The sequence below is a fragment of the Corallococcus exiguus genome (assembly GCF_009909105.1).
In the GTDB taxonomy this organism is placed as follows: domain Bacteria; phylum Myxococcota; class Myxococcia; order Myxococcales; family Myxococcaceae; genus Corallococcus; species Corallococcus exiguus.
The window spans coordinates 299,666-313,415 of sequence record NZ_JAAAPK010000009.1 but is presented as its reverse complement, the minus strand read 5'-3'; the positions used below and the strand labels follow the sequence as shown (position 1 = coordinate 313,415).

The following is a 13,750-nucleotide window of genomic DNA, read 5'->3' as shown; positions in this document are numbered from 1 at the left end:
GCCCGGACGTCACCGGGCGCGCAGTCTACCCGTGAACGGCGCGAACGGTGGCATCCACCAGCGCTTCGGGCGTGGGACGCTCGGCCACGGCGGCCACGGGGATTCCCAGCTGCGTCAGCGCGGTCGCCGTGGTGGGGCCAATGGCCACCACCTTCGCGGAGGCCAGCGGCTCACGGCCCACCCCCTCCACGAAGGCCTCCGCGGTGCGCGGCGAGGCGAAGAGCACCACCTGGGGCGGGGACGCGGCCAGCTGGGCCAGCGCCTCCGGGTCGACGGCGGCCGGCGCGCTGCGATAGGCCGTCACGCGGGTGACACGCACGCCCAGGTCGCGCAGGCCGTCCTCCAGCTCCCGCCGCCCCTCCTCCGCCGCGGGCAGGAGCACGTCGTCATCCGGCCCCAGCACGTCGCGCAGGGCGGTGAAGAGCGCCGCGCCGGTGCCCTCGTGGGGTTCGGCCTCCACCTTCAGGCCAAAGCCCTCCACGGCCCTCGCGGTGCGCGGCCCCACGGCGGCCAGCTTCACGCGGGACAGCCGGTCCAACGTGCCGGCGAGCCGCAGGGCCTCCAGGAAGGACTCCACGGCGGAGGGGCTGGCGAACACCACCCAGTGGTAGCGCTGCACGTGCTCGGCGGCGGACGCGAGCGGGCGCGGGTCCTCCGGCGGATGCAGCTCCAACAGCGGCAGGCTGAGGACCTCCGCGCCCTCGTCCTCCAGGAGGAAGCACAGCTCCTCTGCCCGCTCACGGGGGCGCGTCACCAAGATTCGGATGCCATCCAGTCGCCGGTCCACGGGCCGGCACTCTAGGCGCGGGACGCGCCTTCGCGGCGGCCGAAATCACGCAGGATGTCTCCTGCCCCGCGCGACAGGAGCTCATCCGCGAGCGATTCGCCCAGCCGCTCCGCTTCCGGTACGGGCCCCTTCACCTCGCCCCGCACCACCAGCGAACCGTCCGGCCGGCCCACCAGACCGCGCAGGTACACCTGGCCGTCCTCCACCGTGGCGTGGCCGGCGAGCGGCACGGTGCAGCCGCCCTCCAGCTTCGCCAGGAAGGCGCGCTCGGCCCGCACGGCGTTGCGCGTGAGGGCGTCTTCCAGGGGGGCGAGCAGCGCGCGCACGTCCGCGTCCGCCTCGCGGCACTGGATGGCCAACACGCCCTGCCCCACCGCCGGCAGGCTCTCCGCCACCGGCACCACCTGGGTGATGTGGTGGTCCAATCCCAGGCGCTTGAGCCCCGCCGCCGCGAGCATGGCGCCAGCGAGCCGCAGTTCGCGCGTCCTCTGCAGGCGCGTCTGCACGTTGCCGCGCACGGAGACGATCTCCAGGTCCGGCCGGCGCGCGCGCAGGATGCAGCTGCGCCGCAGCGACGACGTGCCCACCTTCGCGCCCGCGGGCAGCATCTCCAGCGTGAGCCCGTCCAGGCCGCAGAACGCGTCGCGAGGGTCCTCTCGCGTCGGCACCGCCGCCAGGATGAGCCCTTCCGGGAACACCGACGTCATGTCCTTGAGGCTGTGCACCGCCACGTCCGCGCGGCCGTCAAGCAGGGCCTGTTCAATCTCCTTCACGAACAGGCCCTTGCCGCCCACCTGTGACAGCGGCGCGGACAGGAAGCGGTCGCCCTCGGTGGTCATCTTCACCAGGGTGACTTCCAGGCCGGGGTTGTGCCGGGCGAGGAGCGAGGCCACGTGATTCGCCTGCCACAGCGCCAGCGGGCTCTCCCGCGTCGCGATACGCACCGTCTTCATCGCCGGCTCCCGGTGGCCACCACGGTATTGCGCGCCTCCTGCTGTGGGGGGGCGGCGGGCTCCTCCGGAGCGATGGCGGCGGCCTCCGCTTCCGTGAGGCCGAACAGCTCCGCGGCGGCGCCAGCCAGCCGGTTGCCCTCACCCTGCGGACCCACGGCGCGCAGGCGCGCGGTGGGCTCATGCAACAGCTTGTTCACGATGGCTCGCCCCATGGCCTCGATGCTCTTCTTCTGCTTGTCGGTGAGGCCGTCGCCCAGGCCCAGCAGCGTGCGCTCCACCTCCGCGCGGGCAATGGCCTCCGCGCGCTGACGCAGGCGCGCCAGCACGGGCATGCCGTCGCGCAGCGCGCGCTCCCGGGCGAAGCGCGCCACCTCCTGCGCCACCAGCCCGCCCGCCTTGTGCGCCTCTTCCGCGCGCGCGGCGGTGTTGTCCGCGACGAACTTCTGGATGTCATCCACGTCGTACGCGTGCACCCAGTCCAACGTCCCCACCGCCGGGTCGATGTCTCGCGGCACCGCCAGGTCCACCATGAACAGCGGCCGTCCCTTGCGAGCCTTGCCCAGCGCGCCGACATTTTCGCGCGTGAAGATGGGCACCGGCGACGCGGTGCTCGTCACCACCACGTCCGCGGCGCCGAGCAGCGTGAAGAGCTCCTCGTAGGGCTTCGCCACACCGCCCACCTCCGCCACCAGCGCCTCCGCTCGGGCGAGCGTGCGGTTGGTCACGATGAGCTTCCCGGCGCCCGCGTTCTTCAGGTGCCGCGCCGCCAGCTCACCCATCTCTCCCGCGCCCACCACCAGCACGGTCTTGTCCTTGAGCCCGTCGAACACCTTGCTCGCCAGCTGCACGGCCGCGGACGCCATGGACGTCGCCGCGCGACCCACCGCCGTCTCCGTGCGCACGCGCTTGGCGCAACCGAACGCCGCCGCGCACGCACGCGTCAACTCACCGCGCACCGCGCCCGCGCCCTGACCGCGCTCGAAGGCGTCCTTCACCTGCCCCAGAATCTGCGCCTCGCCCAGCACCATGGAGTCCAGGCTGGACGCCACGCGGAACAGGTGCACGAGCGCCGCCTCGCCCTGGTGCTCGTACAGGTGCTCCAACGCCTCCGCGCCGCCCAGCGAGTGCAGCGTCTCCCGCGCGCGCTCCCGCGCCAGCTCCGCGCTGGGGGCCGCCAGGTACACCTCCACGCGGTTGCACGTGGACACCCAGAGCGCCTCCACGGGCGATTGCGCCAGCCGCTGCAACACTTCCGTCTGCCGGGCTTCAGGCAATGCCAGCCGCTCGCGGACACCCAGGGGCGCGGTGCGGTGTGACACGCCGATACAGATGAATTCCATGGCTACGGCATCCCCGGGCCAGCGGCGGACAGGTCGTAGGACGACAGGAAGGAGACCAGCACCAGGCAGAAGCCGGCCATGGTGAGCAGCGCCACCCGCCGGCCACGCCAGCCGGCGAAGATGCGCGCGTTGACGAGCGCGGCGAACACGCCCCAGGCGACGAACGTCGCCACGTGCTTGGCTTCGAGCGCCCAGGCGAGCCCCCGCAGCGTGGTGGTGAACAGGGCGCCGGTCGCCAGCGTGAGCGACAGCGCGATGAACCCCCACACCACGAGCCGCCGGTTGAGCGTGTCCAGGAATTCCAGGGACGGCAGCCGGGAGAAGAGCAGCCCGAAGTGCTTGGCCTTCACCTCCCGCTCCATCAGCAGGTACATGACGCCCACCCCCGCCGCCACGCCGAAGGCCGTCATGCCCAGAAGCGCGATGGTGACATGCACCGGCAACAGCGGCTGGCGCACCGCGTCCGGCAGCGGCGTGGACCCGCCGTGCAACAGCATCCCGATGAGCAGCACCGCCACCGCCAGCGGCGTGAGGAACGCGCCAATGACGGGCTTGCGGTAGCGCACATCCAGCGCCAGGAAGAGCGCCAGCAGCAGGAAGGCGAAGGTGGACATGCCCTGCGCGGGACCCACCAACCGGCCCCCCTGCGCGCTCAGAAGGCCCATGAGCGCAACGCAATGCATCAGCAGCCCGGTCCCCACCAGCACCCGGCCAGTGACGGCGAGCACCCGGGACTGGCGGACCAGGAAGGCGAGGTAGACGAGCGCGGCCAGGCCGTAGGCGTGGCAGGCGAGCGAGACGAGCGTATGGCTCATGGCGGCAGGCTCATAACCCCGGCCGAGGAGGCATTCAGTCCTGCCTCAGCCCGTTTTACATTTTATTGAGAATGAAGGCCGCCAGCAGGTCGGTCTCCGAATTGGGCTTGCGCTCGGGGGCGGGCGCCCCCACCTCCGCGACATAACCCGGAACGACTTCGTACGCGGAGTCCCCGACCAGGATGGAGTCGGCCATCTGCTCGGCGCCCAGCCGGCCGAGCTGCTCCTCGGTCTTCACCCGGGATACCAGTTGGTGCGTGTCCTCCCCGGACACCAGCTGCACCACGTGGACAGCGGGTGTGAGCGGCCAGGTGCTCCCACCTTCGGCGGCGACCACCAGGCGGCCCTCGCGCAGGTCTGCTTTGTCCTCCAGCGCCCACTCCTCGAGCTGGGCCTGGGACAGGAAGAGCTTCGTCACGCCCCACAGACTACACCACCCTCATGTCCGGCGGGCCTGGAAATGGGGTGCAACCTCCGGCCAGATGCGGCATCCGTTCCACCGGAAGCGGCCCGGCCTTCCCGCCCCCCCTGGCACCCGCCGGACGCGAAGCTCAGGACGTATCCTACTCAAGCAGTAGACACGAGGTGACGACATGGCTGGCGACGTGATCAACATCAGTGATTCGGACTTCCAGAAGCAGGTCCTGGATTCTCAACAACCCGTGCTCGTGGACTTCTGGGCCACCTGGTGCGCTCCCTGCCGCGCCATCGCGCCCTCCGTCGAGGCGCTGTCCGCCCAGTACAAGGGCCAGGTGACGTTCGCGAAGATGGACATCGACGCGAACCAGGACACGCCCCAGCAGTTTGGCATCCGCTCCATCCCCACCCTGTTGCTCTTCAAGGGCGGCAAGGTCGTGGAGCAGATTGTCGGCGCGGTGCCGAAGTCGCGCATCGAGGACGCGATCCGGAAGAGTCTCTAAGTCCGTGTGTCCCCGGTGACGGGCCCGCGCTTCGCGGCCGTCTCCTTCGTCCCCTCCCACCCACGGCGCCGCTGGCTCTCACCGCCAGACTCCGCGCCCGGTGAGAGGGGACGCTGCGTCTGGGCTCCCAACCAGACACCCCGGCGTGACATGCCTGGCGGTTCGATATGTCTGTAGAAAGACAACTCACCGCGACGGTAAGGGCTTTCACGTACCGGGTGCAGGTTGCCCCCTGACGCAGACATTTCTCTGCCGTTGAGACAAACGCCCGACAGGGACGACTGGGCGATCCTCCCGTCGTGTTTTGTTCAACAGACATTGAAATTGCATTACGAGTCAAACACGACCCCAACATGTCTTGTTGACAGAGTTCGCCACAACAGACAGAAGTCGCGAGTACACGCCTGTCTTGATTGGCGAGTTTCTACAGGAGTTTTCATGGCACGCCTTCGCAAAGAATTGACCTCGCAAGCACCGCTGACCCCTGCCCTGACGTCGTGGGCGGAGGCCCTGGGTGATGCCATCGGCCGCGGCATGCTGCGCGCGCTGAACACGGGAATGCCGAGCATGGGCGCCGCCACGGCGTCGCCGGGCAATGGCGCGGTGATGGCGGGTCGCCGCCGCGGCCGTCCCCCCAAGACGGTGGCGGGCGGGCCGGTGCCCATGGACCGCCGCTGCACGGTGAGTGGTTGCACCCGCGAGCAGCGCTCCAAGGGCCTGTGTTCCGCGCACTACCAGGCCGAGCGCCGCAGGCAGATCGCCACCGGCAAGCCCGCCTGAACCCCGGGCCGGGGCCCTACTCGCCGCGCCAGGGGTCTCCGGGCGTGGTGGCCTTGAGCAGCTCCCAGGCCGCCATCACGTCGATGACCCGCTCCAGCTCATTGGGCAGGGAGCGGGCGCGCTGGGACTTGAGGTAGTCCTCCGTGAAGGCCCTCAGGCGCATGCCCAGGAAGAGCCGGGCGAGCGCCACCTCCGTCTGACCTGAGAAGTCCAGGAAGCGCAGGGCGAACCCGCTGCGGCCCTCCTCCTCCGGGCCACGCTCCTCCCGCACAATCTCCGCGCGAGCCTCCACGGGGGCGGCCCCCTCCTCCAGCGCGAAGCGCGCGCGCACCACCGAGCCCATGGGCAGGAAGAAGGTGCTCGCGAGGAAGGCACCGCTGACGCTCACGTTCACGGACGTGAGCCCGGCGGAGAAGCGCCGGCCGCCCGCGTCGTCCTCCATCCAGAGGTCGAAGTGCGTGGCCAGCTGCGCGCGCGGGAAGTGCCGGTGCTCCGGCTCCCCCTGGTTCATCTCGATACGGGGCACCGCGCCGGGCAGGGGCACGTTGCGTGAAGTGCCCACCGGCGGAACCAACGGCCGGGGTGCCTGAGTGTCCTCCGGCCCGCGGACCGCCGTGCCGGCCTTCGCCGTCGTCACACCCTTCCTCTGCACCACCATCGGAAGCCTCCACGGCCGTCAGAACATGTGACGGCGCATGCTGATGTTCACCAGCAGCCCGATGCACAACATCACCGACAGCATCGAGGAGCCGCCGTAGCTCATGAGGGGCAGCGTGATGCCCGTCACCGGCAACAGGCCAATGACCATGCCGATGTTTTCGAACACCTGCCAGAAAAGTGTGGCCACCACCCCCACCGCAACGAACGCTCCAAAACGGTCTCGTGCACTGAATCCCACGCCCAGCCCGAGAATGAAGATGCCGCCGTAGAGCACGAGCAACAGGAGACAAGAGAAGAAGCCGTGCTCCTCGGCCCACACGGAGAAGATGAAATCCGTGTGCTGTTCCGGCAGGAAGCGCAGACCTGTCTGGGTTCCCTCACGCCAGCCCTTGCCGGTGAGGCCACCGGAGCCCACGGCAATCTTGGATTGCGCGGCGTGATAGCCGCTGCCGCGCAGGTCCGCTTCCGGGTCCAACCACCCGGAGATGCGCTGGCTCTGGTGTTTCTTGAGGTAGTGGCGCACGACGGTGCTGCGAGGCTCGGGCATCTCCCGGACGTAGTCGTTCCAGATGATGAGGCCGCCCACCAGCACGCCCGCCACGATGGTGGCGCCCAGGTACCAGCGCACCTTGCCGAAGAGGATGACGGTGCCGGAGGACAGGAAGATCATCAGCGCGGTGCCCAGGTCCGGCTGCACCAGCACCAGCGTGAAGGGCACCATCACCACCAGCACCGGCTTCCACAGCCGTACGAGCCCGTAGGACGGCTGATTGGGCTGGAAGTCGTCGTGATAGACCTTGGCCAGCATCAGCACGACGCCAATCTTCATGAACTCGGCGGGCTGCAGGCGGAACGGGCCAATGACGAACCAGCTCTCCGCGCCCTTGGCCGTATGCCCCACCAGCCGCAACGCCAGCAGCGCCAGGATGTTGAGCACGTAGATGGGGAAGGCCATCCGCTGAATCCAGCGGTAGTCCACCAGGCACACCATCAGCACCGCGCCCAGGCCCACGCCCAGGTAGAGCGCCTGGCTGGTCCACACCGGCGCCATGGGGGGCCGGGACGCGGACGCCAGGTTCCAGATGCCCAGCGCGCACACGCCCAGCACGCACACGACGAGCCCCCACGGCACGTGGGGCATCATCCGGCGCTCAATCCGCAGTTGCACTGTCGTCTCCGGTTTCCGAGGGCGGCTGGATGGGCTCTCCCGGCAGGTTCACCTTGGGCGGCGGCACCGCGCGGGTGAGCGAGGCTTCATCCAGGCTGGGCGCCGGCGGCAGCGACGGCGTGTAGGGCTGGTTGGCGCGGGGCGGCGGTGACGTCGCGTCCTGCGCCTTCAATTCGAAGTACTTCTTCATCACGGCCAGCGCCGTGGGCGCCGCGTCCACGCCACCGTGGCCGCCGTGCTCGTTGAGCACCACCACGGCCAGCTCCGGCTTGTTCGCGGGGGCGAAGCCGGCGAACCACGCGTGGTCGCGCTCGAAGTAGCTCATCTGGTGCGTCTTCAGACGCACGGCGCCGATGCGCGCCACCTGCGCGGTGCCCGTCTTGGCCGCCACCAGGAAGTCCGCGGGCAGGCCCGACTTGAGCTTCGCGCGGTACGCGGTGCCGCCGGGCTCCTGCGCCACCGCCTCCAGGCCCTCCACGATGGCCTTCAGGTGCGCGGGGTTGATGTCCGTCTGAGACACCACCTCCGGCTTGAACTCCTCCATCACCTGCCCGTCCAGGTTCTCCAGCCGCTGCACCATCTGCGGCTTGTAGAGCTTCCCGCCGTTGGCCACGGCCGCGTACACCAGCGCCAGCTGCAGGGGCGTCACGTTGTCGTCGCCCTGCCCGATGGCGCTGTTGAGCGCCATGCCCTTGGTGTAGCCGCCCGGCGAGGCTTTGTCGTGGTACGCGCTGGACGGCATGATGCCCGGCACCTCCGCCACCACGCCGATGCCGGTGGGGCGGCCCAGGCCCAGCGACTTGCCCATCTCCGCGATGGGGTCCAGTCCGATGGTGTCCGCCACCTTGTAGAACCACGCGTCGCACGACGCCTTCATGGCGCCCCGGCCGTCCAGGGGCCCGTGGCCGCTGTCCTTGTGGCAGCGCCACACGCGCGCGCCCAGCCGGTAGCCGCCGGAGCAGTGCACCACCGTCTCCGGCCGGAACGCCCCGGACTTGAAGGCCGCCAGCTGCGTCACGACCTTGAACGTGGAGCCCGGGCTGTAGTGCTCCGCGGCCACGCGGTTGATCATCGGATGGAGCGGATCCCTCGCCAGCGTGGCCATCTGCGACGGCGTCACGCGGCCCGTCAGGAGATTGGGGTCGAAGCCGGGGCGGGACACCAGCGCCTTGATGAAGCCGGTGTTCACGTCGATGGCTACCACCGCGCCCGTCACGCCCGGGAACGCGCGCTCCGCCTCCTCCTGGAGGCGCATGTCGATGGAGAGCACCACGTTGCTGCCGGCCGTGGGAGGAATGACGGCGTTCTCCCCCAGCTTGTCGTTGAGCTCTTCAATCGTCTGGCCGCGCGCGTTCACCACTTCCTTGCGCACGCCGTCCCGCCCGCGCAGCTTGGACTCGAAGTAGCGCTCCAGGCCGCGCCGGCCGATGTAGTCGCCCAGCGCGTACTTCGCGCCGTCCCCGTTGAGGCGCTCCAGCTCCTCCTGGGTGATTTCGTTCATGTAGCCCAGCACGTGCGACAGCACCGTGTCCGCGCGGTAGTTGCGGTGCGGCACGGGCACCACCTCCACGCCGTCCAGGATGTCCCGCCGGGCGTTGAGCCGGTCGTACTCGTCGCGCGTCAGGTCCACGCGCACCGGCACCGGCTGGAAGGGCGCGTTGCGGCGGCTCGAGCGGACCAGGTCTTCAATCTTCTTGCGCTGCTCGGGGTCCCACTGGAGCAGCTCGCCCAGGCGGGGAATCACCTGCTCGAAGCAGTCCGTGCAGAAGGCCGGCGTGACGAAGGCGTCGAACGACGGACGGCTGTCCACCAGGATGGTGCCGCGCGCGTCCTTGATGACGCCGCGGTCGGCGCGCAGGCGCACCTCCTTCACGAAGTTCGCCACGCTCTTGGCGGCGTACTCTTCATGGCGGATGAGCTGGAGCCGGTACAGCTGGATGGCCAGCGCCACCATGCCCAGCGACATGGCCAGGCCCAGCCACAGGAAGCGGCGTTTCAGGTCCCGGCCTGGAGTGGTGTTGCCAATGGTCGGAGGCGTCAACGGAGCAACCCCGCCGGGCGCTCCTGCGCCACTTCAAACCGCTTGAACAGCGGGAAGAGCAACAGGGCCGCCACGCCCGTGAGCGCCAGCTGCACCGGCATGCCGGAGAGCTGCGGCGCCGTGGAGCCGTCCTTCAGCGTGAGCCAGGTGAAGAACGTGGACAAGAGGGCGTGCCCCAGGTCCGCGCCCATGGCGAACAGCGCGAAGGCCACGGGCCCTCGCACGTCCACGAACGACGCCACCAGGCGGCCCACCAGGAAGGTGAACACCGCGAGGAACGTGAACAGGCCCGTGGGCTGGCCGCTCATCAGGTCCAGCAGGTAGCCCACCGCGAAGGCGGAGCACGCCCCCTCGGTGAGGCTCGCCCGGAGCGCGAGGAAGGCCACCAGCACCACCGTGACGTCCACGCGGCCCAGCACCAGCCCTGCCTGTTGGACGAACACGGACTCCAGCGTGAGCAGCACCAGCGCCAGCATGACGGTCACCAGGAACTTCATTTCTGCGTGCCCTCCGTGGAGGCCCCGCCGGTGGCGGTCATCTCACTGTACGGACTGCCCACCACCAACACCTCCTCCAGCCGGCTGGTGTCCACCGCGGGAGTGATGTCCGCGCCCTGGAACATGCCGTGCTCCTTCTTCTCCAGCTGCGTCACCCGCCCCACCACCAGCCCCGGAGGATAGATGCCGTCCGTGCCGGAGGTGATGATGAGGTCGCCGTCCTCCACGTCCTCCGTGCGCAGCATGTTCTCCAGCGTCAGGGGGCCGCTGCCCGCGCCCGCCGCCGTGCCTCGGGCCCGCGAGCGCTGCACCCGCACCGCCACCCGGCTCTGTGGATCCGTCACCAGCGCCACGTCCGCGTAGCCGCCCGTGGACCGGATGACCTGCCCGACAATCCCGTCCGGCGTCACCACCGACATGCCCCGGAACACCCCGTCCTTCTCCCCGCTGCTGATCCGCACCGACAGGAGCTTGGCCACCGGATTGACGCCCACCACCCGCGCCGGAATCTCCGGCCCGGGCACGGCCTCCGCGTACGCCAGCAGCTTTCGCAGCCGCCCGTTCTCCGAGCGGGCTTCGCCCAGGGCCTGCACCGTCGCCCGCAGCTGCAAGTTCTCCAGCCGCAGCGCGTCATTGTCCTGACGGACGCCGCGCAGGTCCAGGTAGTTGCGCACCGCGGCCACGGCGCCGTCGATGCCGGCGGTGAGCCCCTGCTGCACGGGGGCCGTGAGCGCGATGACGCCCCGGTCGACGAAGTTCGGGTCGCGGCCGCGCCGCCCGCCCAGCAGGAAGGCGCCGAGGGGGTACAGGAGGAGGGCGGCTACGAGGAGGAAGCGGCGGTACCGCTTGAGAAGAGACAGCACGGACGGGGGCTTTCCCGGGGTGGGCGAAGGACGCGGATGGAAGGGGGAGAGGGTCGGGCTAAGCTGGCTGAATCGCTTGCATTTTCCGGTCTGTTGTCCTAGGCAGTCAAGGCCCGGATGAGGGGGTGTTGACACTCATGCATCCCCACCGGCCGGGCTACCAACAACACGGCGCCGCGAGACCTTCCGCAAGGTGATTCGCGGGCGCTTCCGACCGTGAAGTGACCACAATGGACGGTTTGAATCCCCGGAAGGTCTTCTCCCTCCTGTTCATCATCGGCATCGCCGTGGTGTTCACGCTCCAGTTCGGCCCTGGCAGCAACGGGTTCGCGGACAAGGGCAGCCAGGCGCCCACCGCCAGCGCGGTGGCCACGGTGAATGGCAAGGAGATCCCTGTACGCGACTTCAGCATGGCCTGGTCGCGGCAGATGAACTTCCTGCGTTCGCAGGGCAACCCCATCCCGGAGTCGGTGGCCCGCCAGTTCGGCCTGGACAAGCAGGTGCTCGACCGGCTGGTGAACGCGGAGCTGCTCGCCCAGTCGGCGGAGCGCCACGGCATCAGCCCGTCGGATGAGGAGCTTCGCAAGCTCATCCACGAGAACACCGACTTCCATAGCAAGGAAGGCGCGTTCGACTTCGCCCGCTACCAGCAGGTGCTGCGCGACTTCTACCGCCGCACGCCCCAGGAGTACGAGCAGGAGCTGCGCCGGCAGATGGCCGCCCAGAAGATGCTGGACGTGGTGCGCACGGGTGCCGTGGTGTCGGACGACGAGGTCCGCGCCCGCTACGAGAAGGAAGGCAACCAGGCGAAGCTGGTGTTCGCCCGCTTCCTGCCCACGATGTTCGCGGACAAGGTCCCCGCGCCCACGCCCGCGAAGCTCGCGGAGTTCCAGAAGACGCACGAGAAGGAGATCGCCGACTATTACGCGGCGAACAGCTTCGTCTACAACGTGCCGGAGCGGATCCGCGCCCGCCAGATTCTGGTGAAGGTGGCCCCGGATGCCACGCCCGAGCAGAAGGCCCAGGCGAAGGCGAAGGCGGAAGGCCTGCGCAAGGAGCTGGACGGCGGCAAGGACTTCGCCACGCTGGCCAAGGCGAGCAGCGACGACGACGCCACCAAGCTGAAGGGCGGCGAGCTGGGCTGGGTGGAGCGCACCACGTGGGACCCGGCGCTGGCCGACGCGGCGTTCGCCCTGAAGGCCGGGGAAGTGACGCAGCCGGTGGAGTCCGCGCTGGGCGTGCACCTGGTGAAGGTGGAGGAGAAGAAGGAAGCCCAGGCCAAGAAGCTGGACGACGTGAAGGGCGAGATCGCCACCAGCCTCTACAAGCAGGAGCAGGCGAAGGGGCTGGCGAAGGCGGAGGCCGAGAAGGCCCTGGCGGCGGCGAAGGCCGGCAAGTCCCTGAAGGAGCAGTTCCCGGTCCCCGCCGGCCAGCAGCCCGCGCTGCTGCGCTTCGAGGCGGAGACGAAGCCGGAGGCCGTGGAGACGGACAGCTTCACCGCTCAGGGTGACTCCGTGCCGCACCTGGGTCCGGCGCCGGGCCTGGTGAAGGCCACCTTCGAGGCCAGCGGTCCGGCGGTGCTGGGCGAGGTCTTCACCGTGGGCGAGGCGAACATCGTCGCGCAGGTGGTGGAGCGCGAGAAGCCGGACACCGCGGGCTTCGACAAGCGCAAGGAGGAGTTGCGCACCCAGGCCCGTCAGGCCAAGCAGATCGAGCTGACGGAGTCCTTCCTCAAGTCGCTGAAGAAGAGCGGCAACGTCGTCACCAACAACGAGGCCATCGACTCGGTGTTGGGCGCCGCGGGGTAGTCACCCGCCGGAGCGGGCGTAGGGGACCTCCATCGGGGTCCCCTCCGCCGAAGGGGCCTCGGAGACCGCGATGCGGTCCCGGCCCCGGCCCTTGGCCGCGTACATGGCGAAGTCCGCCGCGCGGATGAGGTCCGTGGAAGTGGTGGCGTGCTCCGGGAAGGAGGCCACCCCGACGCTCGCGGTGAGCGCCACGTCCAGCCCCTGCGCGCGCAGGAAGCGCTGGCCGCGGAACGCCTCGCAGATGCGCTGGGCGATGACCTGGGCCCCTTCCTTGTCCGTCTCAATCAACATCACCGCGAACTCGTCGCCGCCGTAGCGGAAGACGGCGTCCAGGTTGTGGCGGCCCAGGCTGATGAGCAGGTCCCCCACCTCCTTGAGCGTGGCGCTGCCCACCAGGTGCCCGTGCCGGTCGTTGATGGACTTGAAGTGGTCCAGGTCCAGGAACACGAGCGACAGCGGGTGGCGGAAGCGCGCCGAGCGCTTCACCTCCTGCTCCAGCTGCGCGCGCAGGTGCCGCGCGTTGAAGCAGCCGGTGTGCTCGTCCGTGATGGTGAGCTCCTGGACGCGGCGGAAGTTGCGTGCGTTCTCGATGGCGATGGCCGCGTAGTCCGCGATGGCGGACAGGGCGGTGAGGTCGTCATGCGTGAAGCCGGGCTCGGTGGGGCCGTTGACCAGCTCAATCACGCCCAGCACGCGCTCGCGCGCCACCAGCGGCACGGCGAGCAGCGAGCGGGTGTGGAAGGCGGAGGCCTCATCGAAGCGGGGCGCGAAGCTGGAGTCGCCGGCCACGTCGTGGACGAGCCGCGCGACGCCCGAGGAGAACACCGCCCCGGCGATGCCTTCCCCCGGATTGAGCTGGAGGCCCTTGAGCGCTTCGGCGCCCTCCCCCACGGCGATTTCGAAGTAGAGCTTTCCGCTGCGCTCGTCCTGGAGGATGAGCGACCAGTTGCGCGGTTTGAGCAGTGCGCTGACCTTCTGCATCACCAGCGCGAGCACTTCGCGCAGCTCCAGCGTGGAGGTCAGCGCTTTGGCCATCTCGTTGTAGGCGGCCAGTTGCTCCACTGTCCGCTTCATGGCCGACAGGAGGTCCGCGGGGTTCATCGAGGTGCCCTCTGGAG

The 13,750-nt window shown here is 69.6% G+C and carries 14 protein-coding genes; 3 read left to right on the top strand and 11 right to left on the bottom strand.

Annotated features, from left to right (window positions below):
* Positions 1 to 25: 25 nt before the first annotated feature.
* Genes GTZ93_RS30085 through GTZ93_RS30065 form a run of 5 tightly spaced genes read right to left on the bottom strand, consistent with a single transcriptional unit; the run spans position 26 to position 4,313 of the window.
* Entirely contained in the window at positions 26 to 787 is a 762-nt protein-coding gene (locus GTZ93_RS30085; RefSeq protein ID WP_139918070.1) for a uroporphyrinogen-III synthase, read from the bottom strand.
* A gap of 11 nt (positions 788 to 798) precedes the next feature.
* On the bottom strand, positions 799 to 1,740 hold the full coding sequence (gene hemC, locus GTZ93_RS30080; RefSeq protein WP_139918068.1) for a hydroxymethylbilane synthase: 942 nt from the start codon (positions 1,738 to 1,740) through the stop codon (positions 799 to 801).
* The gene (gene hemA / locus GTZ93_RS30075) at positions 1,737 to 3,080 is read right to left on the bottom strand and encodes a glutamyl-tRNA reductase (RefSeq protein WP_139918066.1); all 1,344 of its coding nucleotides are present in this window, start codon (positions 3,078 to 3,080) and stop codon (positions 1,737 to 1,739) included. Before hemA ends, hemC begins: the two co-directional genes overlap by 4 nt.
* 2 nt (positions 3,081 to 3,082) lie before the next feature.
* Positions 3,083 to 3,895 carry a cytochrome C assembly family protein gene (locus GTZ93_RS30070; RefSeq protein WP_139918064.1) on the bottom strand — a complete coding sequence of 271 codons (813 nt, stop codon included), beginning with the start codon at positions 3,893 to 3,895 and terminating at the stop codon, positions 3,083 to 3,085.
* A gap of 55 nt (positions 3,896 to 3,950) precedes the next feature.
* Positions 3,951 to 4,313 (bottom strand): hypothetical protein, encoded by a 363-nt coding sequence (locus GTZ93_RS30065; protein WP_120574933.1) that lies wholly within the window; start codon positions 4,311 to 4,313, stop codon positions 3,951 to 3,953.
* Positions 4,314 to 4,488: 175 nt separating this feature from the next.
* Between GTZ93_RS30065 and trxA the strand changes: the two genes are divergently transcribed.
* The gene (trxA, locus tag GTZ93_RS30060; protein WP_120574932.1) at positions 4,489 to 4,815 is read left to right on the top strand and encodes a thioredoxin; all 327 of its coding nucleotides are present in this window, start codon (positions 4,489 to 4,491) and stop codon (positions 4,813 to 4,815) included.
* A gap of 438 nt (positions 4,816 to 5,253) precedes the next feature.
* The gene (locus GTZ93_RS30055) at positions 5,254 to 5,595 is read left to right on the top strand and encodes a hypothetical protein (RefSeq protein ID WP_139922050.1); all 342 of its coding nucleotides are present in this window, start codon (positions 5,254 to 5,256) and stop codon (positions 5,593 to 5,595) included.
* A gap of 16 nt (positions 5,596 to 5,611) precedes the next feature.
* Here the strand turns inward: GTZ93_RS30055 and GTZ93_RS30050 are convergent, their stop codons facing one another.
* Genes GTZ93_RS30050 through mreC form a run of 5 tightly spaced genes read right to left on the bottom strand, consistent with a single transcriptional unit; the run spans position 5,612 to position 10,824 of the window.
* Positions 5,612 to 6,247 (bottom strand): PilZ domain-containing protein, encoded by a 636-nt coding sequence (locus GTZ93_RS30050; protein WP_390624963.1) that lies wholly within the window; start codon positions 6,245 to 6,247, stop codon positions 5,612 to 5,614.
* 24 nt (positions 6,248 to 6,271) lie between these two features.
* Complete coding sequence (gene rodA, locus GTZ93_RS30045) at positions 6,272 to 7,399, bottom strand: rod shape-determining protein RodA (protein ID WP_167548497.1); 1,128 nt, start codon at positions 7,397 to 7,399, stop codon at positions 6,272 to 6,274.
* Positions 7,400 to 7,406: 7 nt separating this feature from the next.
* Entirely contained in the window at positions 7,407 to 9,464 is a 2,058-nt protein-coding gene (gene mrdA, locus GTZ93_RS30040; protein ID WP_120574928.1) for a penicillin-binding protein 2, read from the bottom strand.
* On the bottom strand, positions 9,461 to 9,961 hold the full coding sequence (locus GTZ93_RS30035; protein ID WP_120574927.1) for a hypothetical protein: 501 nt from the start codon (positions 9,959 to 9,961) through the stop codon (positions 9,461 to 9,463). Before GTZ93_RS30035 ends, mrdA begins: the two co-directional genes overlap by 4 nt.
* The gene (mreC, locus tag GTZ93_RS30030) at positions 9,958 to 10,824 is read right to left on the bottom strand and encodes a rod shape-determining protein MreC (RefSeq protein ID WP_120574926.1); all 867 of its coding nucleotides are present in this window, start codon (positions 10,822 to 10,824) and stop codon (positions 9,958 to 9,960) included. The genes GTZ93_RS30035 and mreC overlap by 4 nt, the downstream gene beginning before the upstream one ends.
* A gap of 230 nt (positions 10,825 to 11,054) precedes the next feature.
* On the opposite strand from mreC, the gene GTZ93_RS30025 reads away from it, so the two are divergent.
* A complete protein-coding gene (locus GTZ93_RS30025) occupies positions 11,055 to 12,632 on the top strand; it encodes a peptidylprolyl isomerase (RefSeq protein WP_139922052.1) in 1,578 nt (525 codons plus the stop codon).
* Here the strand turns inward: GTZ93_RS30025 and GTZ93_RS30020 are convergent, their stop codons facing one another.
* Entirely contained in the window at positions 12,633 to 13,733 is a 1,101-nt protein-coding gene (locus GTZ93_RS30020; RefSeq protein WP_139922054.1) for a GGDEF domain-containing protein, read from the bottom strand.
* Positions 13,734 to 13,750 lie beyond the last annotated feature (17 nt).

Coding starts and splice junctions, on each gene's coding strand:
- hemC (WP_139918068.1), bottom strand. CDS start 1,740: ATGAAGACGGTGCGTATCGCGACGCGGGAGAGCCCGCTGGCGCTGTGG.
- hemA (WP_139918066.1), bottom strand. CDS start 3,080: ATGGAATTCATCTGTATCGGCGTGTCACACCGCACCGCGCCCCTGGGT.
- GTZ93_RS30070 (WP_139918064.1), bottom strand. CDS start 3,895: ATGAGCCATACGCTCGTCTCGCTCGCCTGCCACGCCTACGGCCTGGCC.
- trxA (WP_120574932.1), top strand. CDS start 4,489: ATGGCTGGCGACGTGATCAACATCAGTGATTCGGACTTCCAGAAGCAG.
- GTZ93_RS30055 (WP_139922050.1), top strand. CDS start 5,254: ATGGCACGCCTTCGCAAAGAATTGACCTCGCAAGCACCGCTGACCCCT.
- rodA (WP_167548497.1), bottom strand. CDS start 7,399: ATGATGCCCCACGTGCCGTGGGGGCTCGTCGTGTGCGTGCTGGGCGTG.
- GTZ93_RS30035 (WP_120574927.1), bottom strand. CDS start 9,961: ATGAAGTTCCTGGTGACCGTCATGCTGGCGCTGGTGCTGCTCACGCTG.
- GTZ93_RS30025 (WP_139922052.1), top strand. CDS start 11,055: ATGGACGGTTTGAATCCCCGGAAGGTCTTCTCCCTCCTGTTCATCATC.
- GTZ93_RS30020 (WP_139922054.1), bottom strand. CDS start 13,733: ATGAACCCCGCGGACCTCCTGTCGGCCATGAAGCGGACAGTGGAGCAA.